This window comes from Micromonospora sp. KC606 (assembly GCF_004348675.1).
In the GTDB taxonomy this organism is placed as follows: Bacteria; Actinomycetota; Actinomycetes; order Mycobacteriales; family Micromonosporaceae; genus Micromonospora.
In genome coordinates this window covers 1-24,559 of the sequence record NZ_SMKN01000040.1, presented here as the reverse complement: position 1 = coordinate 24,559, position 24,559 = coordinate 1, and the positions used below count along the sequence as shown (strand labels likewise).

The window sequence follows — 24,559 nt, the reverse complement described above, 5'->3', positions numbered from 1 at the left end:
CTGTCACTCGTATCACTGGTCAGGTGCGGGTCCTCGGGCGGCTGCGCAGGCGGTGGCCCCAGCGAGGAAGCATAAGCCGGCGGCTGACGATCGTCTCATCCGGTCCAGCTGAGGATGCCCCTACTCCAGGTCTGCCCTGTCCCAACCCGGCGGAAGCTTTCCTAGACCGATAAGGACATCTAGGCCAAGGTGCTCCTTCAGCATATGTTTAAGATTGCGCCCCTCAATGATCTCGATGCGTCCGTTTGCGGCTGCGAAGTCGCGGCTCGCCTTGCCAACCCAGGAGGTAGTGACGAGGACACCCTTGGCGGCTCGCTTATGATCCATAACGCCGGCAAGTGCGTGGACTGATTCAAGGCCGACGATTTTGCTGTAACGCTTGGCTTGGATGATGCAAAGCCCGCCGACGATCGGATCCTCGTTGACAGCGACGCCGTCGACGCCTTCGTCCTTTGACGCCTGCGTCACCCACGACTTCATGCCGATGGCTTCGAAGAGCCGGCGGATGAGGTGCTCAAACTCTCCAGGAGAGAGCGTGAGTAGATCAGTGCGGCTATCCAAGCAAGCGACCACATCCATCTCGTCAACGAACTTGTACTTCGAAAGGTCGAACGACATCACCGGCCTAACGCCTTCTAAGTCGTACGGGTGCGGGGAGACAATGGCGTTGAGGTGGCTGCGAAGACACAACACCGGATCCAGTTCCGGCTCATCGAGCTGTACCATCGCAAACTTGTCCCGCTCTGCACCCACGCTCATAAGCAGCGGGCGAATGGCGCGGCCAGTCGCCTTGTCCTTAGTGGAGGCGTAGCCGTTAAAAATGATGCCAGATACGAGGTCCGGGGAGATGGCATCCAAAGCCTCGGCAATGGTGCGCAATGTTAGTCGTGCGAGGAGGTTGCCGTAAATCCTCTTGGTCTCGGGTTCGTTACGCGGTATGGCCATCATGCCTTTCGCCGTCGTGTAACGATAGCCAACGACGGTGGGCACGACATCCTGGAGTGGCAACTCGTACTCGATTAGCAGTTCCCGAGAGACAGGATCGTAATGAGCGGCGACCTTGCCCGTCAGGCCCTCGGGGTAGCGTGACTGAGCGAGGACGTGTTGTAGACGTTCGACGAAGGCAGTGGGACCGCCGTTCGACAAGGCCGCCCTGAGTTCGAGGGTAGCCTCGGCGGCGCGCCGGTTTCTCCGAGCTAGTAGCTGTGCGTACTCGGCGATCCTCGTGCTGATGGCCTCGGTCCGAAACTCCGCCTCTGCGATCTTGCGGGCGTGTGCCTCCCGGTCCGCCTGACGCTTCGCGGCGGCTACCTCCTGTGCCTTTGTGCGGGTATCAGCAGCTCGGCGTCGTTCCTCAACGCGCTCACGTTGGGTAGCCTCTCGCGCCGCCTTCGCCGCAGCCTGGTCGGCTAGGCGCTTCGCCTGTACTTCTTGCCGCAGGCGTGCTGCCTCGGCCTTCTTTGCCGCTGCCTCGGCCTGCTTGGCCTCGCGGTGAGCCTCCGCTTCCTGGCGTTTTTGCTCGGCGATCAACTCGCGGTGCCTGCGTGCCTCCGCTTGCGCCTCAAGCTTCTTGGTCTGCTTGCGGGCGTCGAGCATCTGAGCGATCAGGCCCTTGCGTCGCGCCATGCGTCCTCCGCAGCTCCACGATAGACAGGCACGACCGTAACTCACTGGCAACGCGGTGGAAAGGCCCGATAGCGGAGGGTGGCTGGAGTGGCGCCCGGCAACAGCGAGGCAGCGTGAGGCGCGATCCGGATCAGTTCCGTGCGTCGGACGACGGCTGGCAGATGCTTGCACGCGGGCGACTGGGTATGGCAGCGTTCCGCGACACTCTCGTCTGACAGCAGTCCTCCGTCCGGCGATCCCCCGGTCGCCGGTCTACAAGATCCGGACTATGCACGGAACGATCAAACGGTTAACACCGCCTGGAATCAAGTCCGCCCCAGGTCGGGCAAGGTGCGTCGACCGAAGCGCTACTGCCTTCCTAAACCGTGTGTCGCAGGTTCGAATCCTGCCGGGGGCACCTCGAAGATCAGCCAGAACGGCGTTTGAACCGCGGGCACGCTCTTGCGTCGATGGGTCGACCTGTGCAGCCGGATGCCACCTGTAGCCGCTGTTTGCAGCCCTCCGTGCAAAATACGTGCAATGATCTTGAACGCTTGTGCCGCCTCATCCGAGCAGGTCAGAGCCGTCTTGACGAGCAGTAGCGGAGGTCGGTCTGACAGGATCGCGCCCGTGACGACCGCGCAGCCGATCCCTCCCAGCCATGCTGACCTGGAGGCGCGTTTTGCAGCGATTCTCTCAGGCAGCCAGTCGCGTGACGAGGTGGACCGCTGGGCCACCCGGACCATGCTCGACCTGGAAGGCGTCGAGGTCGACGAGGCCGCTTGGTGGGCACTCGGAATCCTCGCCGGCATCGACCTGCACCACGGGCCGGATGAGCCGTACCTGCATGACGATGCACAGGTGCGCGGGTGGCTCAGTGAGTTCCGAGAACGGTGCGGCATCATCGGCTGAGCGCCGCCTCGATCCGCTCGTTCATCCGGCTGCGGTCGCCGTCGATGCACTTCGCGTACACCTTGAGCAGCACGTCCACCGAATGCCCGGCCCGCTGCGCGACCTTCGGTGCCGGCAGCCCGGCGTTGAGCCAGAGCGACACCCCGGCGTGCCGAAGGTCGTAGGGGCGACCGGCCAAGGGTGAGGCCACCCGGTCCGGGGTCAGGCTCAGCGTTCGCGCCTCCTCCCAGGCGCGGGAGTACGTCGACGCCGCCACCACGTTGCCCCGGTCGCTGCGGAACAGCCGCCCGTCGGCACCGACGCCGAACCGGTCGATGTGCGCCCGCAGGATCGCCACCAGTTCCGGCGGGATCGGCACCTCCCGCGCTTCCGTGTCGCCCCGGTGCTTCAGTCCTCGGTCGTCGTGGACCTCGCCGCTGTCGGTGTACCGCTTCCCCGCCGCCGGCCGTGACTTCTCCACCGTCAGCAGCCCCCAGCCAGTTGCCGGAAGATGGCAGTCACGCTCCCGCAGGCCCAGCGCCTCACTCGGCCGCAGCGCCGCGAAGTAGAGACAGGCGTAGAAGGCGACCAGCCGCTCACCGCGCCGGCCGTTCTTCCCGCGCCGGCCGACGTACGTCACGCCGGTCAGCAGCTCGCGCGCCTGACGGATGTTGACCACGACCCGGCGGTCGACCTCACCGGCCACCTTCCGCCGGGTCGAGCGGACCCGCAGCTTGTCGACCGGGTTGAAGTCCAACAGCTCCAGCTCCACGGCGTACTGAAGGACTTTGTAGAACACCGAGCGTCGCCGCCTGGTCGTCGACGCCGCCGCCGGCCGCCCGTCCATCGTCAGCCCCAGGGCATCCAACGCCGGACGCACCACCGCGGCCTCCGCCAACGCCGACAACGGCAGGGACGCCTTGCCGAGCCACCGCAGCGCGGCAGCCATCTCCACCGGCCGATCGAGTTGCCGAGACGCGGGCGGGAACTCCCACTCCCGCAACGCGCGCCGCAGCAACGCCGGATCCGGCCGCCCGGCCAGATCCCGCACCAGCACAGCCGTCACGGTCGCCAACGCATCCGTCGTGCTCTCCCGGGACTTGGCCGCCGCGCCCGGCCACTGCATGTCGACGTACCGGCGGACGAAGCCGAGCCAGCTCACCGACTCCACCGGCGCCATCATCGACCAAGGCAAACCGGAGTCACCGTCGAACGCCTCACCCCGGTTCGCCGCCTGCATCAGATCCGACCGGAAGTTGTCCGCCAACGCCCGGGTACCGAACGTCCGGGACTTCGGCCCCGTCCCCACCACCCACCGAACGGTGTACGACTTCTTGCGACCCGCCAGGGCGTTGACCTGAATCCCCCGGATCCGCACCTCGCGCGACTTCACGCCGCCTCCCGGTGCTGTTCCAGCCACGCACGCAGGTCCCGCCGCTCGATGCGCAGCTCACCGTTGGGCAGCTTGATGCACTCCGGGGCGATGCCCAGCTCCCGCCAGCGGTAGAAGGTCCGCCGCGACACACCGTTGAGCACGGCGAGGACTTCCGGAACGGTCAACAGCTCGCCTTCCATGGGGGTTCGTTCCTCCGAGTGGTCAGGCAGCAGGGGAGAGGGGAGCAGCGGTTGCCGAAACCCCGGCGGCTGTTCGCAGCCGTGCGGTGTCAGGGCGGCCCGCAAGCGGGCCGCGCCGGCCCGGCCCCGGCCTGCTGGCGACCTCCGGCCGGCATCGGCCGGCCCGGCCGGCCGCGCTTGGGGACGACCAGGACCTGAAGACCTCGGTGCTCCGCCCCGAACCCCGGCCCTCCTCAGAGATTCGCTTGAATTCGCAGGGAACTTGAGCCGCAAGGAGTGCGGTCAGGCGCTGAGCGTGTGGGAGTCCGTCGAGGATCGCACCTGGTGGAGCTGTTTCCGCCGGGCAGGGGCACTGCGGGGTGAGGCTCTGGTAGGCGGTTGGCGGTAATCATTGGGCCGGTGGTGACACAAGCCAGGGTGAGAGTTCGTCAACCAGGCAGGAGTTTTGGATGGGTCCACCGGGAAAACGCGATGAGGATTGGTTCACCAGGGTCTACGCGGCCGATTACGGACAGGTTCAGAGGTACGGCCAGCGTCGGCTCGCCGATATCGAAGCGGCGGCTGAACTCGCTCAGGAGGTGTTCGTCATCGCCTGGCGGCGTCGCCGCGAGGTTCCGGACCGCAGCCTGCCGTGGCTGTATGGGGTGGCTCGGCGCCTGCTCGCGAACGAATGGCGAGCGCGGAGAGGTACGCCAGATGTACTACCGATGACCGACGCTAACCTCCTGCAGAAGCCGGGCGTGTCCGGTGCCGACGCGACCGTGGGCGTAGCCGATCTCCAGGCCGCTCTGTTCACCCTCGCCGACCTCGATCAGGAAATCCTCCGGCTGGTCGGGTGGGAGGAGTTGACCGTTTCCGAGGCCGCTCAGGTCCTCGGCTGTACCCGCACCACCGCCGCAGTTCGCCTGCACCGCGCCCGTCGACGCCTCAACGACGCGATGTCGTACCGATCTGGATCCCCGGCGCAGCAGCCGGTGCTGGCTAGTCCTCGAAAGGCTATGTGATGTTCGGAGAACAGCGAACGCGTGCCCTCCTCAAGCCGATTGACCCGGCCCGGCACAGCACCATCGCACCGCCCCGGCTGTCGGCACACGACCTGATCAACCGCGCGGAGGCTATCGCCGAGCCGGTCGCCCCTCGCCGTCAGGCACGCCCGACCCGCAGGCTGGTTCTGACGGCCGGGACGCTGGCCGTAGCGGTCGGCGCCGTAGCAATCGCCCAGACCTTCGGCCCGAACGGCCCGGACACCTCGCAGATCGCCAGTCCGCCCGGGGCGGATCCGGGGGTGGTGCTCGTGCCGGTGGCCTATGGCTCTGGTGCCGGTGCTGCGGGAAGCCAGTTGCGCGCGCTGGCGAGCAGGCTCGCTACCACGGAGTACGACAACCGCACCGGCCGGTACATGTACCACCACACGAAGACGTGGGGCGACCCAGTGATGACGTCTGCCGACGGTCGCCACCACGTTGCTTTCGCGGACGATACCAAGGTCTGGCAGGCGGTCGACGGGACCGGTCAGCAGGTTACGGTTCAACTCGAGCCTCAGTATCCGGACCAGGAGTCCCGGAACTACTGGCAGCGCAACCTCAAGCCGAAGGCTGCCGCCTCAGCCACCCACGCGCCTGACAGCTTTCCGCTGCCACCGATGGACCTCGCGCCGCTGCCGTCGGGTCGAGCACAGCTGAACGACCTGCTCAAGGTCAGGTTCGGTGCCGGCGCCGTCAGCAACGAAGTCAGCATGGTGTACGGGCGGTATGTCGTTCCGCGTCAGACGCGCGCCGAGATCTTGCGAGTCCTTGCCGAAGTGCCCGGGTTCCTGTGGCGGGGAGAGGTCACCGATCGAGCCGGCCGTAAGGGTGTAGCCATCACCTTCGACGACCGCGACAACAACGCGCAGTCCCTCCTGATCTTCGACCCCAACACCGGCGAACTGCTCGCCCACGAGCGGCTAACCCTCTCGCCGGTACGGATCAGCTCGTACCAGGTAATCCTCGACACTGCCTGGACCGATCGACTCAACTGAAATTGCCGGTGCCGGGGCCGCTTCTGCGGGGGCGGCCCCGGTCCGCGTTTCACCGCGACGGGCCATCCACGGGCCAGTAACCGTGGCGCCCAGCGGTCATGAGGGGGGCACGAGCGGCACCCAACGCTGCCGCCGACCGCCGACGTTTCGGGCATCACGGCCCGTTGAGCGCGCTCTTTCGAACTGACGGTGCGCGGAGCCGGCCGGCGGGTGACGGTCGATAGGGTCCCTACTTCGCCCAGCTTGGCCCCGACGGGCAGAGCTCGCAGATGTCGCGCTCGCATAGCCGAAAGCCCTGAGGATGGAAGCATGAGGGCCGATTCGAGGACGGTGCGCGTGATCCCCGCGAGGAGACCATCCGGCCCGACCAGCGCCACCCCGTCGGCCTTCGCCCGCTCTACCAGTTGCTGAGCGAACTCCACCTCCGCCGCCGTCGGCTGCGGAAGTTGAACAGCGTTCTTCTTGTCTGCCATGACGTGGTCCTTCCCGGACAGGATCAACGTCCTGTCCGGGAAGGACCACGCCCAGGTCAAACACGGAAATCTACGCAGTCTCGCGTACGGGCCACACGCCACCAGCCCGGGTAGGCGGTTGCAGGAGATAGGCGAGTACGCCACGGCGATGTCGGAGTTGCTGCGGCTAGCGCAGTGGCTGCGTGACCAGCAGGTCGAACCGGTGGCGATGGAGGCGACGTCCGACTACTGGGCCGGTACGGGCACTACCGCTGTCGGTAGCCGCGCCCTACACGGCGACGACAACGAGAGCCGAGAATCAGTAGCAGTTGCCTGGCCGCGCGCCTGCTGATTCCCGCGCGTCTCAGGAGGGGTCGAACCTCGCATCGGATTCGCTCGAAGTCTGATTGACGTTTGTCCATGTCAAAGTGCGATTGGGTAAACAACACCGACAGATTCGGGCGTCAACTACCCAAAAAGTGCCCCGGTGGGGCGCCGCCTGCGCGATCGTTCCGTCCCGCTCCCCGCCGGCGAACGGGACAGCCCTCGTTTACCCCCCGAAAACCCGTGCCGGGCGTTGACCACTAACGAGAAGTAGTGATCGACGGCTGGCTGTGTTTGTGCAGGCCAAAGCTGTCTTGACGATCGATGACAAGGCCGCGAGGGCGTCGGTCGACAGCCGTGTGTCGCAGGTTCGAATCCTGCCGGGGCACCTCGAAGATCAGCAAGAACACTATCTGGGTAGCAGGACGTTCCCGCGTGGATCAGCCGACCTGTGCAGCCGGATGCCACCCGGAGTCGCCGTTTGCAGCCGTCCGTGCAAAACCATCCCTGTTCCTCACATCCGGGCCCGGTCTCACCGGCACCGTCGGACACCAGCGGGACCGCGTACTGGAGGATGGAGAGATGCCCGCTGAGGAACCCCACAAACGGGGCGTCGGTCGACCACCGCGCCTGTCCCTGGACGCGATCATCGCCGCGGCAACTCAGATCTTGCAGACCGAGAGCCTGGAGAAGCTGTCGATGCGGCGCCTGGCGAACGAACTGGGCACCGCGCCGATGGCGCTTTACCACCACGTGCGCGACAAGGACGATCTCCTCGTGCATGTGCTGGAGTCGCAGGCCCGGACCATGCCCCGGCCCGAGTTCCCCGCCGATCCCCGTGAACGGCTTGTCGCGGCCTCGATTCTGCTCTACGAACTGCTCGCGGAGCGCCCGTGGATCATCGAGGTGCTGACCGGCGACGACCTCATCGCCCCCTCCGCCCTGTGGATTGTGGAGGTGATGGTGGGAGCCGCCGTCGACTACGGCTACTCCGCCGACGGGGCCGTCCACGTCTACCGCACGATCTGGTTCTACATCCTCGGGAACTTGATCGTCCGCGTGACCAGCAACCGCCGTCGCGCCCGGACGGGCATGGTCTACCAGGACCAGGTCGTCGCACGGCTGACGACCGCAACGCACCCGCGGCTGGCGTCCGTCGCCGGACGCTGGGCCGAGCTCAACGCCCGGGACACCCACCGGCAGGCATTGACGGCAATCGTCAACGGGCTGCTGCCCGACCACGGCCCGGCAAAGCTCGAAGACCGGTAGGCGAGCCGGCGCCTGCGGGCACAGCGGAAACCGGAGCAGAAGGAGCGATCATAGTCAGGTGGAACCGCGCCGGGGGCAAGCCATCGACCGGCTTATTCACTCCCGACGGGTGACATGGAGATGTTCCAGAAGTCGGCGTAGCGGCCGCCGCGGCGCAAAAGCTCGTCGTGGCTGCCCTCCTCGATGACCCGCCCGCCGTCGACGAAGGCGACGCGGTCGGCGTTTTGGACGGTCCGCATCCGGTGCGCGACCATCACGACCGTCCGGCCCGCCACCAGGCGCTCGATGCCGTCGTGCACGGCCGCCTCGTTCACCGGGTCCAGCGCCGAGGTTACCTCGTCGAGCAGCACGACCGGTGCCTTCTTCAGCAGCGCCCGGGCGATCGAGACCCGCTGGCGCTCGCCACCGGAGAGCAGCGCACCGCCCTCGCCGACGTTCGCGGCCCACCCGCCGGGCAGCCGCTCGACGACCTCGTCCAGCCGCGCGGCGGTCGCCGCGACCCGGACCTCGGCCTCGCTGGCGTCGGGGCGGCCGAGCCGTACGTTCTCCTCGATGGTGCCGTCGAAGAGGTAGACGTCCTGGAAGACGATGGCGATCTGGGCCATCAACACTTCGGGGTCGACGTCGCGTACGTCGACACCGCCCACGCGCACAGCGCCCCCGTCCACGTCGTAGAACCGGGCGAGCAACTGCAGCAGGGTGCTCTTGCCCGCGCCGGACGGCCCGACGACGGCCAGCCGCTGGCCCTGCGGTACCGACAACGACAGACCGTCGAGCACCACGCGGTCACCGTGGCGGAAGGTGACAGCGTCGAACTCCAGATCGGATCGCTTCGGCTGGACCGGCTGGGTCGCCTCGGGAAGCGGCTCGCTGCGCAGCACCTTGTCGAGCCGGTCCAGTTCGGCGCGCGCGCCGCGGAGTTTGCCGCCGATGTCCGACAGGGACAGCAACGGGTCCGCGCTGCGTGCGGCCAGCACGAAAATCGTCAGGACCTCCGCGACGCCGATGCCGCCGCCGAGCGCGAGGTAGGTCCCCAGGACCAGCAGCGTGGTGAAGGCACCCTGCACCGCGAGCGTCATGCCCACCGCACCGGGCAGCACCGACAACGTCTGGCGGCGGGAAGCCCGCTCGACGCCCTGTAGCGCGCCGTCGAGCAGAGAGAACCGCTCGCTGCTGCGCCCGCCCGCCCGCAGCACCGGCTGGGCCTGCAGGTACTCGATGATCCGGGCGCTGGCCTCGTTGCTGCGCTCGGCGTTCTCGGCGTCCTTGGCAGCCATCGACCGTGCGGTCCAGACCTGGATGGCCACCACGAGCGGCGCAGCGACCAGCGCGGCCAGCCCCAGCTGCCAGTTGAACACCATCATCACAGCGACGATCGTCAACGGGGTCACGCAGGCGGAGATGAACGGCGCCAGCAGGTGCGCGGCCACGCCCATCGCGGCGAGCAGGCCGCGGCTGGCCATGACGGACACCTCGCCGACCCGGGCGGCGTTGTACCAGCCGATGGGCAGCCGCGCGAGGTGCTCGCCGAGGTGGTGGTACATGCCCCGCAGCATCGTGGTCCCGACGCGCATGCCGGACAGGTCGCTGGTGTGGCGCAGCACCGCGTAGACCGCGACGGAGGCCGCGAACGCGATCAGCCAGGGCCAGGCGTCCGACGGTGTCTTCCCGAACAGAGCCCGCAGCACGGGAACCAGCAGCGCGTAGAGCAGACCCTCCACTACGGCGGTCGTGGTCATCAGGGCGACAGTGCGGCGCATCGGCTTGGCGAACTCGTCGCCGAGCACGCGCAGCAGCATCGTTATCATCAGGTCTGGTCTCCTTGCGGTACGCCACCGCGGGTTTCGCTGTCGTCGGCGACCGTGGGGTGCTGGGTCCGCCAGAACGCGGCGAACTTTCCGTTCTCGGCGAGCAGGTCGGTGGGCCTGCCGCGCTCGACGACCGTTCCGTCCTCCAGCATCACGACGGTGTCGGCGTCGGCGATGGTCTCCAGGCGGTGGGCGATGACCAGGACAGTCCGGTCGCGCAGCATCGCCAGGGCCTGGCGCACCGCCCGGTCGGTCTGCGGGTCGGCGAAGGCGGTCGCCTCGTCGAGCACCAGGACGGGTGTGTCAGCCGCCAGGGCGCGCGCGATCGCGATGCGCTGCGCCTCGCCGCCGGAGAGCTTGACCTCCTCGCCGAGCACGGTCTCGTAGCCGCGGGGTAGTTCGAGGATGCGGTCGTGGATGTGCGCCAGCCGGGCGGCACGCACCACGTCGTCGAGGTTCGCGTGCGGGACCGCCAGCGCGATGTTGTCCGCGACCGACGCGCGCAGGAGGCGGACGTCCTGGAGGAAGAAGGAGACCCTGCGGTAGAGCTCCCTGCTGCCGATGTCGCGCAGGTCGACGCCGCCGAGGCGGACCGATCCGTCGGTGGGGTCGAAGAACCGCGCCAGCAGCTGGACCAGGGTGGACTTCCCGCTGCCGGACGGCCCGACGAGCGCGGTGACCGTGCCCGGCTCAAGCGCCAGGTCGACCCCGCGCAGCACCTCATGGCCGCCGTCGTAGCCGAACCGGACGTGGTGCAATTCGACCCGATCGTCCTGCGGGGCGACGGGGTACGCGGGCTCCGGCAGCGCCCCCACCTTGAGGACCTCGCGGATGCGGCCGACCGCGCGCCCGGCGGCCCGCATGTCGTCGAAGCCGTGACCGAGGGCCGCGACGGGTGCGGTCAGGCCCAGCCCCAGCAGCAGGAAGGGCAGCAGGTCGGCCGCGGCCATGCCGCCGGACGTGATCAGCACCGTGCCGCCGAGCAGCACGACCCCCAGCACGAAGGGCGGCGACAGCGCCAGTTGCATCCCGGCGGCGACCGCGGAGACGCCGCGCACCCAGCGGGTGAAGATGTCGACGAAGTCGTCGGCGGCGGTGAGGAACTTACGGTGGGCGCGCTCGGCGCCGCCGAACGCCTTGACCACGGAGATGCCCTGCACGAACTCGACGACGGAGCTGGCTAGCCGGCCCATCGCCGCGTCGAAGTCCTTCTGTTCGCCCGTGCGCGCCGAGGTCATCAGCAACGGAACGTGCGCGATGGCCAGCAGTACCGGGATCAAGGTGATCAGCATGAGTCGCCAGTCGACGGTAAGCAGGTAGACCAGCGACACCAGCGGTACGACGAACGCGGAGACGAGTTCGCCGGGGGCGTGGGCGATGAACGGGTGTACGGCGCTGACGTCCTCGCCGACCACCTTCGCCAACTCCCCGCTGCGGCGGCGGGAGAACCAGCCGATGGGCGCGCGCCCGAGGCTGGCGGCAAGTTCCCGACGCAGCGAGAGCTGCACCTTGCCGTCGAGAATGTGGCCGAGCCCTGCCGACGCGGCGGTGAACACCAGCCGGACGAACAGGCCGACCGCGCCCAGCGTCACGACGGTCCAGATGTGGGCCCGGTCGACCGGGCCGGGCGACAGCAGGACACGGCCCAGCTCGACAACCGCCAGCAGCGGCGCCAATCCCGCGACGGCGCCGATGACCTGCAGGATGGCGACGACCGCGAACCTCGTGACGTGCGGACGCAGGAGCTGTCCGGTGCTCGCAGGCTGTAGCGCCGGGAAAAGGGCTCCCGATGACGGCGTGGACTGCCCGGCCGCCACATCGGACTGGATGCCTCCCATCGCTCTCCCGCCTTTTTCGTACGCGTACAATTATTACTCTACCCGACGCGTCCGGGTGGGCTACCCCCTCATGAGGGGGCGACCGCAGACTGCTGGGCCACCGGAAAGACGTGCGCCGGTGGGTCGGCATGCTGACCGTCACCGCCACCAACCACCATCTTTTCATTGACAAGTTGCGCCTCCGAGGCGCATCTTTGCAGTGTCAAGTTGAGTCTCGGTCGGAGTCCTTAGATGATCTTCTTCGTTGTGTTGGCCATCGCGACCCTGCTCGCCGCGGTGGTCCAACTGGTTTCTCACCGCTTCGACGCTCGGTCGACGGCACGGATCGGCATGGCCGTCGCCATGGTGGTCGCAGGGGTGGCCCATCTCGTGTCGCCGACGCCGTTCCTGCAACACCTGCCTGCGTGGACGCCCGCCGCTGAGGCGCTCATCGTCATCACCGGATTGATCGAGATCGGGCTCGGTGTGGCGCTGGTGGTGGTGCGCGGTCAGTGGCGCCCGTCGGTCGGTCTCGCGCTTGCGGCGTACCTGATCGCCGTGTTCCCCGGTAACGTCTACGTCGCAGTGGCCGGCATCGACGTCGACGGTCAGCCCGGTGGCTGGTACCCATGGCTGCGCCTGCCATTCCAGGCGCTGTTCATCGCCTGGGCGCTGTGGAGCACCCGACTTCGTCCTCCGATCCTGCGCCCGGTCGGCGCTGTCGGTTCCCGCCAGGGCTTTCGTGGCGACGTCGAGCGCCCGACCGGCGTCCCCCGATGACGCTGCCCCGCCCCACCTCAGGGTGTCGGTACGAACGGCGACTTCGCCCGCTGGAGCGGCCGGGCGCGGTGGGGCCCGGGCCGCTCCGCTGCTGATGCCGGCGCTGCCGTGCGAACACCAACGTGGAACGGCGAGAGCGCCCCGACGACGACGTCGGACGATGTAACGGGAACTGGCGGAAAAGCGCTACGCCCGCGCGCGGCGCGCGGCGCCCCGCTCCCGGCATAGGCTCTGATGGCATCGCAGCCCGTGGGTCGCGGCTTCTGCGTGACGGTCGGCGGACACGATCGAGGGGGCGCGTCCGCCCGCTGCCCGGGCACGATGCCCGCGTATCCACGTCAGTGATCCGGAGGACCCTTTGCGTCGCACCACTCTGTTCGCCACGCTTTCCACAGCGGCGCTCGCCGTGGCGCTGGCCGGCGCCGCCCCGGCGTCGGCGATCAACACGTACAACGCCGTGCCGGCACCCGAGCGCACCGAGGTCGGCGCGCTCGTCGCCCTGTGGGACCGCGACGGCGACCCGGCCACGCCGGATGTCGTCGACTGGTACTGCACCGGCACGATGGTCGACCGGAACACCTTCCTCACCGCCGCCCACTGCACCACCGGCTGGACGCCCGGCGTGCGCTTCTACGTCTCGCTGGCCCAGGACGTGCAGGGTGAGCTGGACGCCGCCGCGGCCGCCGGGCTCACCCCGGCGCAGATCGCGGCCCGGGTCGGTGTAGAGGGCACCGCACACACCAGCCCCGCCTACCCGGGCAACTCCGCCGACTCGCACGACATCGCGGTGATCGAGTTCGACGATGCCCAGGCCGCCACGCTGGCCGAGCGCTGGTCGTTCGCCCCGGCCACGCTCCCCACCGCCGGTCAGCTCGACGCCCTGGGCTCCCGGGCGCTCGACACGGCACGGTGGGAGGTCATGGGCTACGGCACCGAGGAGGCCGAGCGGGGCCCGGGCGGTCACGTCCACCCGGGCGGCGGCGTCCGGATGAAGGCCGAGGTCGGCTTCAACGCGCTCAACAAGACCTGGGTCCGGCTGGCGATGAACGAGTCCCGGGGCTACGGCGGCGCCTGCTACGGCGACTCCGGCGGCCCGAACTTCGTCACCGTCGACGGGCAGCGGGTGCTCGCCGCCACCACGGTCACCGGTGACGCGCCCTGCTACGCCACCAACGTGGTGTACCGGCTGGACACCGGCAGCGCCCGCGGTTTCCTCGGCGAGTACGTCGACCTGCCCTGACCTGGCCGGCGGGACGGCCGGCGGGACGTCCCGCCGGCCGTCGTTCTCTCTCCCCCCGGCGGGGTTGGGCCACCCGCCCGTCGGCATCCGACAGCAGCGGAAAATCAAACTTCGCCGGCGGGGGAGGCAAGCCGCTCCGGGGAAGCGGACCGGTCAGTCGCCGAGCTGGTCGGCGTGGCTGATCACCCGGTCGATCAGGCCGTACTCGCGGGCCTGTTCGGCGGTGAACCAGCGATCCCGGTCCCAGTCGCGCTGGATCTCGTCGAGGGTGCGCCCGCTGTGCCGGGCGATCAGCTCCTGCATGGTCCGCTTGACGTGCAGCATGTTCTCGGCCTGGATGGTGATGTCGGCAGCCGTGCCACCCATCCCGCCGGAGGGCTGGTGCATCATGACCCGTGAGTGGGGCAGCGCGAAGCGCTTCCCGGCCGTCCCGGCGCAGAGCAGGAACTGCCCCATCGAACCGGCGAACCCCAGAGCCAGGGTGGCCACGTCGTTGGGCACGTACCGCATCGTGTCGTAGACGGCCATGCCGGCGCTCACCGAGCCGCCTGGCGAGTTGATGTAGAGGTAGATGTCCCGCCTGCTGTCCTCGGCGGCGAGCAGCAGGATCTGGGCGCAGATCTGATTGGCCGAGGCGTCGGTGACCTCCGTGCCGAGGAAGACGATCCGTTCCCTCAGCAGCCGCTCGAAGACCTGGTCACCGAAGGACGCCTGCCCGCCGTCCAGCATCCGCACGTCGTACCCGACCATCGTGACCACCCTCCACGTTGCCGGCGGGCGACGGGATCCGCCCGGCGAACCGGCGCCTCCAGCGTGCGCCGGGAGACGGTCGTTGTCCCAGCGGTTCTGCCGCCGGCAGATCCGCCGAGGGCAGAACCGCCCGGGGCCTACCGGGCGGTCAGCAGCCGCCGCCGGCCCGCGCGGGTCCGTCGCCGGGCCAGCATCCTGGGAGTACGCGGACCGGAGCGCCCGGCGGGCGCGAGCAGCCGGACCCGCAGCTCCGCCCCGCCGAGCGGCGCATCCGGGCACGGAGCGGTCGGGCCCACCGGCGGCAGGGCCCCGGCGTCCGCCCCGCCGACGTGCAACAGCCGGCCGCCGGCCGTCGATGCCGGCCCGCCCAGCCGGAGCAGCCGCCCGGCCGCCACCGGTGCGGACCCGGTGACGGGCATGGCGGCGCGCGGCTCGGGAGTGGGGGTGCCGGCGTGGAAACCGATCCGCAGGCGCGGGCCGGCATCCTCGCGGGCGGCCGGTGCACGGTCCAGCCGGGCCAGCGCCGCCCGGGGCTCGGCCGGCACCCGCCGCTCGACCCGGCGCAGGTCGTCGCGGGCCTCCTCCAGCAGGTCCGACAGGCTGATCCCGAGGGCGCGGCAGATCGCGGCGAGCACCTCGGAGGAGGCCTCCTTGCGCCCGCGCTCCACCTCGGACAGGTAGGGCAGCGAGACCCCGGCAGCCTCGGCCACCTCGCGCAGCGTACGGCCCTGACGCTGGCGCACCCGGCGGAGCACGCCGCCGATCACCCGCCGTAGCAACGACATGGGGCCTCCTCGTGGGCGTCCCGGACACCCACCATCATGCCCGCCGCCGGCCCGGCCGGCCGCCCCCGGTCGACACCCCGGCGTGCGGGGGCGCCATCAACCGCTATGTTGTGCTCGTGCAGGCGACGGCGAGGTCGGGACAGGTCCAGCGGTGATCCATTTCCCGGCGCAGCGGCGGGGGCCGCTCAGCGCGCTCAGCCTCCGGGTGGCCGCAGCCGTCGGGTTGGTGTGCGCCGTCGTCGCCGTGGTCTACCTCGAACGGGACGGCTACCGCGACGCCAACGAGGACGGCCTCACCCTGCTCGACTGCTTCTACTACGCGGTGGTGTCGCTCTCCACCACCGGGTACGGCGACATCGTCCCGGCCTCCCAGGAGGCTCGGCTGGTCAACGTGGTGTTCATCACCCCGGCCCGGGTGCTCTTCCTGATCATCCTGGTCGGCACCACCCTGGAAGTCCTGACCGAGCAGTACCGGACCGGCCGTCGTCTGGGTCGGTGGAGGAGGACCGTGAAGGACCACGTCATCATCTGCGGCTACGGCACCAAGGGCCGCAGCGCGGTCTCCGCGCTGCTGGAGAACGGGCTGGACAAGTCCCGCATCGTGGTGGTGGAGCGCAGTGGCGCCGCACTGCGGCAGGCCACCTCGGCCGGGCTGGTCGCGATAGAGGGGTCCGCCACCCGCTCGTCGGTGCTGGAGGAGGCGCACGTCCGCAACGCCAAGGCGGTGATCATCGCGACTGACAGTGACGACGCCTCGGTGCTGGTGGCGCTCACCGCCCGGCAGCTCACCGCCGGCCAGGTCCGCATCATCGCCGCCGTCCGGGAGGCGGAGAACGCCCCGCTGCTGCGGCAGAGCGGCGCCCACCACGTGATCGTCTCCTCGGCCACCGCCGGCCGGCTGCTGGGCCTGTCCACCTCGGCGCCACCGCTGATCGACGTGGTGGAGGATCTGCTCACCCCCGGCCAGGGCATGGCGCTGGCGATGCGCTCGGCCGAGCGGCACGAGGTGGGCAAGTCGCCACGGGAGCTGGAGTCGCTGGTGATCGCGCTGGTCCGCCGGGGCAAGGTGGTGACCCTGGCCGACAAGGCCGGCGCGGTCATCGAGACCGGCGACATGCTGGTGCACGTCCGCGACGACCGTCCGACGGCCAGCACCTCCACCCCCTGACATCGCGGCGGCCAGCACCTCCACCCCCTGACATCGCGACGACGGCGGCCACCCCCGGTGTGGGGACGGCCGCCGTCGTCGGTCGCGGTCAGCTGATCAGAGGATCGTCCAGGTGTCGCCGCTGGCCAGCAGGCCGGCGAGCTGCTGCTCCGAGGGTTCGGTGACCTTCGCCCTGGCGGTGGCCACCTGCTCCTGCACGACGCTGTCGTACGACGGGCGGTCGACGGCGCGGAACACGCCGATCGGGGTGTTGCGCAGGTCCGGCCCGGGCAGCCGGGACAGGGCGAACGCGTACGCCGGGTCGGTGACCGTGGCGTCGTGCACCACGATCTCCTCGGTCGGGGTGTTGGCGGTCTCCCGGACCTCCAGCCCGAACCCGCCCGGCGGGTGGACGACGCAGAACTGCCCGGCGGAGCCGAACGTGATCGGCTGCCCGTGCTCCAGCCGGATCAGGTGGTCGTCCCGGGTGGCCGGCTCCTTGAGCTGGTCGAACGCGCCGTCGTTGAAGATGTTGCAGTTCTGGTAGATCTCCACGAAGGCCGAGCCGGAGTGCTGCGCGGCGGCCCGCAGCACCGACTGGAGATGCTTGCGGTCGGAGTCGATGGTGCGGGCGACGAAGGTGGCCTCCGCGCCCAGCGCCAGCGACAGCGGGTTGAACGGGGCGTCCGCCGAGCCGGCCGGAGTCGACTTGGTGATCTTGCCAACCTCGGAGGTGGGCGAGTACTGCCCCTTGGTCAGCCCGTAGATCCGGTTGTTGAACAGCAGGATCTTGAGGTTGACGTTGCGGCGCAGCGCGTGGATCAGGTGGTTGCCGCCGATGGAGAGGGCGTCGCCGTCACCGGTGACCACCCAGACCGACAGGTCCGGCCGGGACACCGACAGCCCGGTGGCGATCGCCGGGGCGCGGCCGTGGATCGAGTGCATCCCGTAGGTGTTCATGTAGTACGGGAAGCGGGACGAGCAGCCGATGCCCGAGACGAAGACGATGTTCTCGCGGGGGATGTTCAGCTCCGGCATGAAGCCCTGGACGGCCGCCAGGATGGCGTAGTCGCCGCAGCCGGGGCACCAGCGCACCTCCTGGTCGGACTTGAAGTCCTTGGCGGTGAGCTTCAGGGCGACGGGCTCAGACATTCTTCAGGACCTCTTCCAGCATCGTCTCCAGCTCGGCGGCGGTGAACGGCAGGCCGCGGACCTGGTTGTAGCCGATCGCGTCGACCAGGTACTTGGCCCGGACCACGTGGGCGAGCTGGCCGAGGTTCATCTCGGGGATGACCACCCGGTCGTAGGAGCGCAGCACCTCGCCGAGGTTGGCCGGCATCGGAGCCAGGTGCCGCAGGTGCGCCTGGGCCACGGAGAGCCCACGCTGGCGCAGGCCCCGGCAGGCCGCGCCGATCGGGCCGTACGTCGAGCCCCAGCCGAGCACCAGCACCCGGGCGTCGCCGTCCGGGTCCTCCACCTCGACGTCCGGCACCGGGATCGTCTCGATCCGGGCGGCGCGCGTGCGCACCATGAAGTCGTGGTTCGCCGGGTCGTACGAGATGTCGCCGGTCTTGTCGGCCTTCTCCAGGCCGCCGATCCGGTGCTCCAGCCCCGGCGTGCCGGGGACGGCCCACGGCCGGGCCAGGGTCTCCGGGTCCCGCAGGTACGGCAGGAAGGTGCTGCCGTCCTCGCCGTTGGGCGCGGTGGCGAACTCCACCCGCAGGTCGGGCAGGGACTCGACGTCGGGCAGCAGCCACGGCTCGGAACCGTTGGCGACGTAGTTGTCCGACAGCAGGATCACCGGGGTGCGGTAGGTCAGCGCGATCCGGGCGGCCTCCAGCGCCGCGTGGAAGCAGTCAGCCGGCGACTTCGGGGCGATCACGGCGACCGGCGCCTCGCCGTGCCGGCCGTGCAGCGCCATGTTGAGGTCGGCCTGCTCGGTCTTGGTGGGCATGCCGGTGGACGGCCCGGCCCGCTGGACGTCGACGATGACCAGCGGCAGCTCCAGTGCGACGGCCAGCGAGATGGTCTCGCTCTTCAGCGCCACGCCGGGGCCGCTGGTGGTGGTGACGCCGAGCGAGCCGCCGTAGGAGGCGCCCAGCGCCGCGCCGACCGCTGCGATCTCGTCCTCGGCCTGCATGGTGACCACGCCGAACCGCTTGTGCTTGCTCAGCTCGTGCAGGATGTCCGAGGCCGGGGTGATCGGGTACGCCCCGAGGAAGACCGGCAGGCCGGAGCGGACCCCGGCGGCCACCAGACCGAGGGAGAGCGCCGCGTTGCCGGTGATGTTGCGGTAGGTGCCCGGCAGCATCTTCGCCGGCTTCACCTCGTACCGCACCGAGAACGAGTCGGTGGTCTCGCCGAAGTTCCAGCCGGCCCGGAAGGCGGCCACGTTCGCCGCGACAAGTTCCGGTCGGGCGGCGAACTTGCGCTCCAGGAACCGCAGCGTCGACCCGTACGGCCGGGAGTACATCCAGGAGAGCAGGCCGAGGGCGAACATGTTCTTGGCCCGCTCGGCGTCCTTCTTGGACACCGCGTGCTCGGCCAGCGCGCCGACCGTCATCGAGGTCAGCGCGACCGGGTGCACGACGTAACCGGCGAGGGTGTCGTCGTCCAGCGGGTTGGTCGTGTAGCCCACCTTGGCCAGGTTGCGCCGGGTGAACTCGTCGGTGTTGACGATGATGTCGGCCCCGCGCGGCAGGTCGGCGAGGTTGGCCTTGAGCGCCGCCGGATTCATCGCCACCAGGACGTTCGGGGCGTCGCCGGGGGTGAGGATGTCGTAGTCGGCGAAGTGCACCTGGAAGCTCGACACGCCCGGCAGCGTGCCGGCGGGCGCCCGGATCTCGGCCGGGAAGTTGGGCAACGTGGAGATGTCGTTGCCCAACTGCGCTGTCTCCGAGGTGAACCGGTCGCCGGTCAACTGCATGCCGTCGCCGGAGTCGCCGGCGAACCGGATGACCACCCGGTCCAGTTGACGGATCTGCTTGGTCACGCCTGCACCTCGCTTCGCTCAGCCCCGTCACGCGGGCGGCTGAACATTGTGGTGACCTCGCCTTGCCCGGCCACGTGACCTCCTTGACGCGCCGCTGCGCCGAATCACCCCGTGGCTGGTCCGGCCCGCTGTCGTTTCTCACCCCAGAGCCTACGTCGAGTCGTTAGGTCATCCTTGGTGGAGGTCCGACGACTGGGAACGGATGTAGCGGGTTTATGTCGGGGTTTGCCCCGCTTTGGGGTGGCCGCCGTAATCCAGATCACCGGGCGGCGGCCCTTACCGCCCGCTCCGGTCAGTCAACCGCCGGGCTCCCCGCCGGCCCCGGCGCCGGTTCGTCCATCCGCCGCCGCAGGGAGGTGGTGGCCCACGCGAGCGCCACGACCACCAGCAGCACGGAGATCGCGATCAGGGCGACCGCGACGCGCTGCACCGACCCGCCGCCGGTCGTACCGCCCCCGGCCGCGGCGAGCACGCCCTGCGAGCCGGTCGGCGTGGGGGTGGCCACCGGGGTGGCGAGCGCCGCCGCTGCAGTGATCTTGAAGCTCGTCCGGATCTCACGGGTCCGGCCGCTGCGTGGGTCCAGTACCCCGATCAGCGCCCCGGCCAGCGGCGCCTCCCGCTGGGCGTCCGCGGTGGCCACCACCGGCAGGCGCAGGGTCGCCGTCCGGCCGGCGGGCAGCAGCCCGACGTCGCAGCGGGTACGCGACAGCGAGGCCGCCGTGCAGCCGGCCGGCGGGCTCGGCACACTCACCCCGGCCGGCAGGACCACCTCCACCCGACCGGCGGCGTCCACCTGGCCGGTGTTGCCCAGCCGGACAGCCAGCTCCGTCTCGCCACCGCTGATGTCGAAGGCCACCTCGTCGGCCTCGAGCAGGATCCCGGGCACCGGCGGCCCGGGCGGGAAGAGCACCGCGAAGCCCTCGTTGTCCTCGGCGACGCCGGTTGTCCCGGCAGCGGTGGCGGTGACCCGTACGACGCCGTTCAGCGGCATGCGCCGCCAGGCGTCACCGTCGACGCGTATCTTGATCACGCTGGTGAACGGGTCGCCGGGCGTCGTGGTCCACTCGCCGCAGCGCCAACTGCCGCCGCCGGCGGCCTCGCAGCCCGGCGTCCCGGCGTCGGACATCCCGGCGGGCAGGGTGTAGTCCAGCCGGACCTGCTGGGTCACCGTCCCAGTGTTCTCGACGGTGGCCCGCAGTTCGGTCACCGTGCTCTCCGCGTTCCAGTAGGCGGGGTCGAGCGAGATGTCCCGGGTGGTGATCCGGACGCCGAGCCCGGCCGGCGCGCCCGGCCGGTGCGCGGCCGGCGGAGCCGATCTCGCCGTGCCGCCCCGCGACGGGGTCGGCGCGGTGCTGGTCGGCGTTGGTCTGCCCGGCGAGGTGGTGGTCGGCGCGGTCGTGGTCGGGTCCGGCGCCGGGGTCGTCGGGTCCGGTGGCAGGGTGGGTGGTGCGGAGGTCGGTACCGGCCTGGTGGCCGTCGGCTTCACCGGAGGCGTGCTGGTGTCCTTGGCCGGCTTGCGGCCGGGCAGCGCCGCGTCGGGGGCCACGACGGTGGGCCGGGCGGCCGTCGGCGCCGCCACGGCCAGGTTCGGGGCCGCCGCCAGCCCCACCGCCAGTCCGGCCGCGAGCGATGCGGCGACCAGCGAAGAGGTACGCCGGGCGAGTCCCCGCAGGGCGGGGCGTACGTCCACGCGGGGCATCTGTCCTCCGTGACGCTGGGTGGAATTCCCATATTCGTGGTAGTTGTCCGAGAGCACTAGTCCCGCAGAGAAACAAATCCGTAACATGTTCGGTACGACTCCCGAACCGGCCGGAGTGGGACGTCGCCCGGTAGGCTGACCTACCGTGACCGGTTACCTGGGCTCGTACGCGACGCTCGGGCTCCTGCTGCTTGCCAGCGTCCTCTTCTTCGTTACGGCGTTCTCGGCCAACCGGATGTTACGTCCCGGCCGTCCGGCCGACCCCTGGGGCAAGCGAGCCAGCTACGAGTGCGGCATCGACCCGGTCGGCGGGGACTGGGCACAGATGCAGATCCGCTACTACGTGTACGCCTACCTCTACGTGCTCTTCGCCGTGGAGGCGGTGTTCCTGTTCCCGTGGGCGTTGGTCTTCGACCGCCCCGGCTTCGGTCTGGTCACCGTCGTCGAGATGGGCGTCTTCGTGGCCGTGGTCGCCCTCGGCATCCTCTACGCCTGGCGGAAGAACATCCTCCGCTGGAGCTGAGCCCGGTCAGGCCAGGCCGCGACGGGTGAGCATCGGCGGGCGGTCGCCCCGAATGGCCGCCACCATGTCCAGCACCCGGCGGGTCGGACGCACCTGGTGGGCGCGGAAGACCCGCGCGCCCAGCCAGGCCGAGACGGCGGTGGCGGCGAGCGTGCCCTCCAGCCGCTCCGGCACCGGCAGGTCCAGCGTCTCGCCGACGAAGTCCTTGTTCGACAGCGCCACCATCAGCGGCCAGCCGGTGCCGGCGAGTTCGCCGAGCCGCCGGGTGATCTCCAGCGAGTGCCGGGTGTTCTTGCCGAAGTCGTGCGCCGGGTCGATGAGGACGCCGTCGCGGCGAACCCCCAGGGCCACCGCGCGCTCGGCGAGCCCGGTCACCGTCGCCACCACGTCGGCGACCACGTCGTCGAAGGCCGCCCGGTGCGGCCGGGTCCGTGGGGCGAGGCCGCCGGCGTGCGAGCAGACCAGCCCCACGCCGGTCTCCGCGGCCACCTGGGCCAGCGCCGGATCGGCCCCCGACCAGGTGTCGTTGAGCAGGTCCGCGCCGACGGCCACCGCCTCCACCGCGACCTCGGCCCGCCAGGTGTCGATCGAGATGACCACCTCGGGGAAGGCGGCCCGGACGGCGGTGATGGTGTCCACCGTCCGCCGGATCTCCTCGGCCACGTCGACCTCGTCGCCCGGCCCGGCCTTCACCCCGCCGATGTCGATGATCTCGGCACCCTCGGCCACCGCCCGCTCCACCGCGCGCAACGCGCTGTCCTGCGCGAAGGTGGCGCCCCGGTCGAAGAACGAGTCCGGCGTCCGGTTGACGATCGCCATCACCACCAGCTCGCCCGGGGCGAAGGTCCGCCCACCCAGCCGCAGCGTCCCGGCCATCCCGCCTCCCGCCCGTACCCGGCCGGACCACCCCGACCGCTGACGACGCTATCCGGTGGCGCGGCGCGCTGGCGGGGCGGGCGTCGGGCGGCGGATCGGCGGCGACGGCGTGGTTGGGGTCGCTCGACAGCGGGTCGACGTGCCACGATCTGTGCATGGGTCGAGTTCTGCTCGTACTGGTCGTCGCGTTGACCGTGGCGGCGGTGGTTTTCGGGGTGACGGTGCTGGTCTCCGGGCGGGACCCCGGCCTGGTGCCGGCCGAGCCCGACGGCGAGGCCGTGCCGCTGCCGGCGGGCCGGCCGCTGCGTGAGTCCGACGTCGGCGAGGTCCGCTTCGACACCGCGCTGCGCGGCTACCGGATGGCCCAGGTCGACCAGGCGATGCGCCGCGCCGCCTACGACATCGGCTACAAGTCCGAGCTGATCGGCGTGCTGGAGGCCGAGGTCGCCGCCCTGCGCGAGGGGCGCACCGCCGACGCCGACGAGCTGCGCCGGGCCCGCGAGGAGGCCGCCCGGGCCGCGCCGGCCGCCGCGGCGACAGCCGGCACACCGGACCGGGAGGCCGCCGGGGAGACACCGGACGCCGACGCGCCGGCTCCCCTCGGCGGCACGCCCGCCCTGCGCGCCGCCGGCGCCGGCACCATCGGCCCGACCGACGCTCCCACCATGGCCGACGGTGACCCGTCCGACACTGTCAAGGTCCGCTCGGAGCCCGCGTGAGCGGCGCCGACGGCGCGGGCGGCAGGGTTGGCGCGGACGGGTTGCGCGAGGCGGCCCGCCGGGGCGCCGGCGAGTTCACCGCCACGGTGATCGTCGACGCCCCCGCCGACCGCGTCTTCGCCGGGCTCACCGACTGGGAGCGGCAGTCCGACTGGATCCCGCTGACCACCGTCCGGGTCGTCGAGGGCGACGGCGGCGAGGGCAGCCTGGTCGAGGCGGTCACCGCGCTCGGCCCGGCCGTGCTCCGCGACGAGATGCGGGTGGTCCGGGTCGACGTGCCGTACGAGGTCGGCGTGGTGCACTGCGGCCGGCTGCTGCGCGGGCCGGGCGTGCTGCGCTGCACCCCGTTGGCCCGCGACCGCACCCAGGTGGTCTGGCACGAGTGGTTCCACCTGCCCGGCGGGGCCGCCGGCCGGCTGGCCTGGCCCCTGCTCTGGCCGGGTTCCAAGGCCAGCCTGACCCTGGCCCTGAAGCGGTTCGCCCGCCTGGTCGAGCAGGGGCGGCTGCCCTGACCCGGGCCCGCTGTCGGGGACCTGCCCTACCGTGTACGCCGTGACTGACCTGGTGACGGGCCCGGACGGGCTGCCCCGCTGCGCCTGGGGCGCGAGCACCCCGGACTACGTTGTCTACCACGACACAGAGTGGGGTCGGCCGCTGCACGGCGACGACGCGCTCTACGAGCGGCTGACGCTGGAGGCGTTCCAGTCCGGCCTGTCGTGGTTGACGATCCTGCGTAAGCGACCGGCGTTCCGGCGCGCCTTCGACGACTTCCGGATCGAGCGGGTCGCCGGCTACGGCGAGGCCGACGTCGCCCGCCTGCTCGCCGACGCGGGCATCATCCGTAACCGCGCCAAGATCGAGGCGGCGGTCGCCAACGCCCGCGCCGCCATGGCGCTGCCGGAAGGGCTCTCCGCGCTGCTCTGGTCGTACTCGCCGCCGGCCCGGGTGAGCCGGCCAGAGTCGTTCGCGCAGGTGCCGGCGCTAACCCCCGAGTCCACCGCGTTGGCGAAGGAGCTCAAGCGGCGCGGTTTCCGGTTCGTCGGCCCGACCACTGCCTACGCCCTGATGCAGGCGACCGGGATGGTCGACGACCACCTCGCGGCCTGCCACGTCGTCGTCGCGGCGGGGCGTGATGGGATTGGGGCATGACCGCGACCGACCACCGCGCCAGCGGCGCGACCGACGGCGGCGGGGGCACCGGGCGGGGTGAGCGCGCCTGGGCGGTGCTCCTCCCGCCGGGGCGCCTCGACGCCGAGCGCCTTGTCCACCACGATTCCCTGGAGTTCC

At 70.5% G+C, this 24,559-nt stretch carries 23 protein-coding genes and 1 pseudogene; 12 read left to right on the top strand and 12 right to left on the bottom strand.

Annotation, left to right across the window (positions count from 1 at the left end):
• Window positions 1–120: 120 nt before the first annotated feature.
• Entirely contained in the window at window positions 121–1,626 is a 1,506-nt protein-coding gene (locus E1193_RS11655) for a restriction endonuclease (RefSeq protein WP_132183051.1), read from the bottom strand.
• A gap of 609 nt (window positions 1,627–2,235) precedes the next feature.
• Between E1193_RS11655 and E1193_RS11650 the strand changes: the two genes are divergently transcribed.
• Entirely contained in the window at window positions 2,236–2,517 is a 282-nt protein-coding gene (locus E1193_RS11650; protein ID WP_132183049.1) for a hypothetical protein, read from the top strand.
• Here the strand turns inward: E1193_RS11650 and E1193_RS33080 are convergent.
• Window positions 2,507–3,889 (bottom strand): tyrosine-type recombinase/integrase, encoded by a 1,383-nt coding sequence (locus tag E1193_RS33080; RefSeq protein ID WP_132183047.1) that lies wholly within the window; start codon window positions 3,887–3,889, stop codon window positions 2,507–2,509. The two genes, E1193_RS11650 and E1193_RS33080, sit on opposite strands and share 11 nt — an antisense overlap.
• Window positions 3,886–4,071, bottom strand: coding sequence for a helix-turn-helix domain-containing protein (locus E1193_RS11640; RefSeq protein WP_132183045.1), 186 nt, complete (start codon window positions 4,069–4,071; stop codon window positions 3,886–3,888). The genes E1193_RS33080 and E1193_RS11640 overlap by 4 nt, the downstream gene beginning before the upstream one ends.
• A 449-nt stretch (window positions 4,072–4,520) precedes the next feature.
• Here E1193_RS11640 and E1193_RS11635 point away from each other — a divergent pair, with 449 nt between their 5' ends.
• The gene (locus tag E1193_RS11635) at window positions 4,521–5,075 is read left to right on the top strand and encodes a sigma-70 family RNA polymerase sigma factor (RefSeq protein WP_132183044.1); all 555 of its coding nucleotides are present in this window, start codon (window positions 4,521–4,523) and stop codon (window positions 5,073–5,075) included.
• A complete protein-coding gene (locus E1193_RS11630) occupies window positions 5,075–6,091 on the top strand; it encodes a CU044_5270 family protein (protein ID WP_132183042.1) in 1,017 nt (338 codons plus the stop codon). The genes E1193_RS11635 and E1193_RS11630 overlap by 1 nt, the downstream gene beginning before the upstream one ends.
• Before the next feature lie 311 nt (window positions 6,092–6,402).
• Here the strand turns inward: E1193_RS11630 and E1193_RS33075 are convergent.
• A pseudogene (locus tag E1193_RS33075) lies at window positions 6,403–6,564 on the bottom strand (IS256 family transposase); the annotation flags it as partial.
• Here E1193_RS33075 and E1193_RS11620 point away from each other — a divergent pair.
• Window positions 6,563–6,895, top strand: a complete 333-nt coding sequence (locus E1193_RS11620; RefSeq protein ID WP_132183040.1) for a hypothetical protein — start codon at window positions 6,563–6,565, stop codon at window positions 6,893–6,895. The pseudogene E1193_RS33075 and the gene E1193_RS11620 sit on opposite strands and share 2 nt — an antisense overlap.
• A 407-nt stretch (window positions 6,896–7,302) precedes the next feature.
• Window positions 7,303–8,136: a TetR/AcrR family transcriptional regulator gene (locus E1193_RS11615; protein ID WP_207922667.1), complete on the top strand. Its 834-nt coding sequence runs from the start codon at window positions 7,303–7,305 to the stop codon at window positions 8,134–8,136.
• A 92-nt stretch (window positions 8,137–8,228) separates the two neighbouring features.
• Here E1193_RS11615 and E1193_RS11610 read toward each other — a convergent pair whose 3' ends face one another.
• Together E1193_RS11610 and E1193_RS11605 are read right to left on the bottom strand one after the other, a co-directional pair.
• Window positions 8,229–9,944 (bottom strand): ABC transporter ATP-binding protein, encoded by a 1,716-nt coding sequence (locus tag E1193_RS11610; protein ID WP_132183038.1) that lies wholly within the window; start codon window positions 9,942–9,944, stop codon window positions 8,229–8,231.
• Entirely contained in the window at window positions 9,944–11,782 is a 1,839-nt protein-coding gene (locus E1193_RS11605; protein ID WP_132183036.1) for an ABC transporter ATP-binding protein, read from the bottom strand. The genes E1193_RS11610 and E1193_RS11605 overlap by 1 nt, the downstream gene beginning before the upstream one ends.
• 246 nt (window positions 11,783–12,028) lie before the next feature.
• On the opposite strand from E1193_RS11605, the gene E1193_RS11600 reads away from it, so the two are divergent.
• Window positions 12,029–12,541, top strand: coding sequence for a hypothetical protein (locus tag E1193_RS11600; protein WP_132183034.1), 513 nt, complete (start codon window positions 12,029–12,031; stop codon window positions 12,539–12,541).
• Window positions 12,542–12,899: 358 nt separating this feature from the next.
• Window positions 12,900–13,781, top strand: a complete 882-nt coding sequence (locus E1193_RS11595) for a trypsin-like serine protease (protein WP_207922666.1) — start codon at window positions 12,900–12,902, stop codon at window positions 13,779–13,781.
• A gap of 153 nt (window positions 13,782–13,934) precedes the next feature.
• Here E1193_RS11595 and E1193_RS11590 read toward each other — a convergent pair whose 3' ends face one another.
• Together E1193_RS11590 and E1193_RS11585 are read right to left on the bottom strand one after the other, a co-directional pair.
• On the bottom strand, window positions 13,935–14,531 hold the full coding sequence (locus E1193_RS11590; protein ID WP_132183032.1) for an ATP-dependent Clp protease proteolytic subunit: 597 nt from the start codon (window positions 14,529–14,531) through the stop codon (window positions 13,935–13,937).
• Between the two features lie 137 nt (window positions 14,532–14,668).
• On the bottom strand, window positions 14,669–15,316 hold the full coding sequence (locus E1193_RS11585) for a helix-turn-helix transcriptional regulator (protein ID WP_132183030.1): 648 nt from the start codon (window positions 15,314–15,316) through the stop codon (window positions 14,669–14,671).
• 151 nt (window positions 15,317–15,467) lie between these two features.
• Here E1193_RS11585 and E1193_RS11580 point away from each other — a divergent pair, with 151 nt between their 5' ends.
• A complete protein-coding gene (locus E1193_RS11580; RefSeq protein ID WP_132183028.1) occupies window positions 15,468–16,484 on the top strand; it encodes a potassium channel family protein in 1,017 nt (338 codons plus the stop codon).
• Between the two features lie 96 nt (window positions 16,485–16,580).
• Here the strand turns inward: E1193_RS11580 and E1193_RS11575 are convergent, their stop codons facing one another.
• The 3 genes from E1193_RS11575 to E1193_RS31825 all read right to left on the bottom strand — a co-directional run bounded on the left by E1193_RS11575 (window position 16,581) and on the right by E1193_RS31825 (window position 21,154).
• Window positions 16,581–17,615, bottom strand: a complete 1,035-nt coding sequence (locus tag E1193_RS11575; RefSeq protein ID WP_132183026.1) for a 2-oxoacid:ferredoxin oxidoreductase subunit beta — start codon at window positions 17,613–17,615, stop codon at window positions 16,581–16,583.
• Window positions 17,608–19,455, bottom strand: coding sequence for a 2-oxoacid:acceptor oxidoreductase subunit alpha (locus tag E1193_RS11570; RefSeq protein ID WP_132183024.1), 1,848 nt, complete (start codon window positions 19,453–19,455; stop codon window positions 17,608–17,610). The genes E1193_RS11575 and E1193_RS11570 overlap by 8 nt, the downstream gene beginning before the upstream one ends.
• 292 nt (window positions 19,456–19,747) lie before the next feature.
• Window positions 19,748–21,154, bottom strand: coding sequence for a hypothetical protein (locus E1193_RS31825; protein WP_165945710.1), 1,407 nt, complete (start codon window positions 21,152–21,154; stop codon window positions 19,748–19,750).
• Between the two features lie 145 nt (window positions 21,155–21,299).
• Between E1193_RS31825 and ndhC the strand changes: the two genes are divergently transcribed.
• On the top strand, window positions 21,300–21,677 hold the full coding sequence (ndhC, locus tag E1193_RS11560; RefSeq protein WP_132183022.1) for an NADH-quinone oxidoreductase subunit A: 378 nt from the start codon (window positions 21,300–21,302) through the stop codon (window positions 21,675–21,677).
• Window positions 21,678–21,683: 6 nt separating this feature from the next.
• Here ndhC and folP read toward each other — a convergent pair whose 3' ends face one another.
• Window positions 21,684–22,553 carry a dihydropteroate synthase gene (folP, locus tag E1193_RS11555; protein WP_132183020.1) on the bottom strand — a complete coding sequence of 290 codons (870 nt, stop codon included), beginning with the start codon at window positions 22,551–22,553 and terminating at the stop codon, window positions 21,684–21,686.
• Between the two features lie 155 nt (window positions 22,554–22,708).
• Between folP and E1193_RS11550 the strand changes: the two genes are divergently transcribed.
• From E1193_RS11550 to E1193_RS11540, 3 genes are read left to right on the top strand one after another with little or no spacing between them, the layout of a single operon-like run.
• Window positions 22,709–23,272: a DivIVA domain-containing protein gene (locus tag E1193_RS11550; protein WP_132183018.1), complete on the top strand. Its 564-nt coding sequence runs from the start codon at window positions 22,709–22,711 to the stop codon at window positions 23,270–23,272.
• Window positions 23,269–23,784 carry an SRPBCC family protein gene (locus E1193_RS11545; protein ID WP_132183016.1) on the top strand — a complete coding sequence of 172 codons (516 nt, stop codon included), beginning with the start codon at window positions 23,269–23,271 and terminating at the stop codon, window positions 23,782–23,784. The genes E1193_RS11550 and E1193_RS11545 overlap by 4 nt, the downstream gene beginning before the upstream one ends.
• Before the next feature lie 40 nt (window positions 23,785–23,824).
• Window positions 23,825–24,421 (top strand): DNA-3-methyladenine glycosylase I, encoded by a 597-nt coding sequence (locus tag E1193_RS11540; RefSeq protein ID WP_132183014.1) that lies wholly within the window; start codon window positions 23,825–23,827, stop codon window positions 24,419–24,421.
• Window positions 24,422–24,559: the final 138 nt, after the last annotated feature.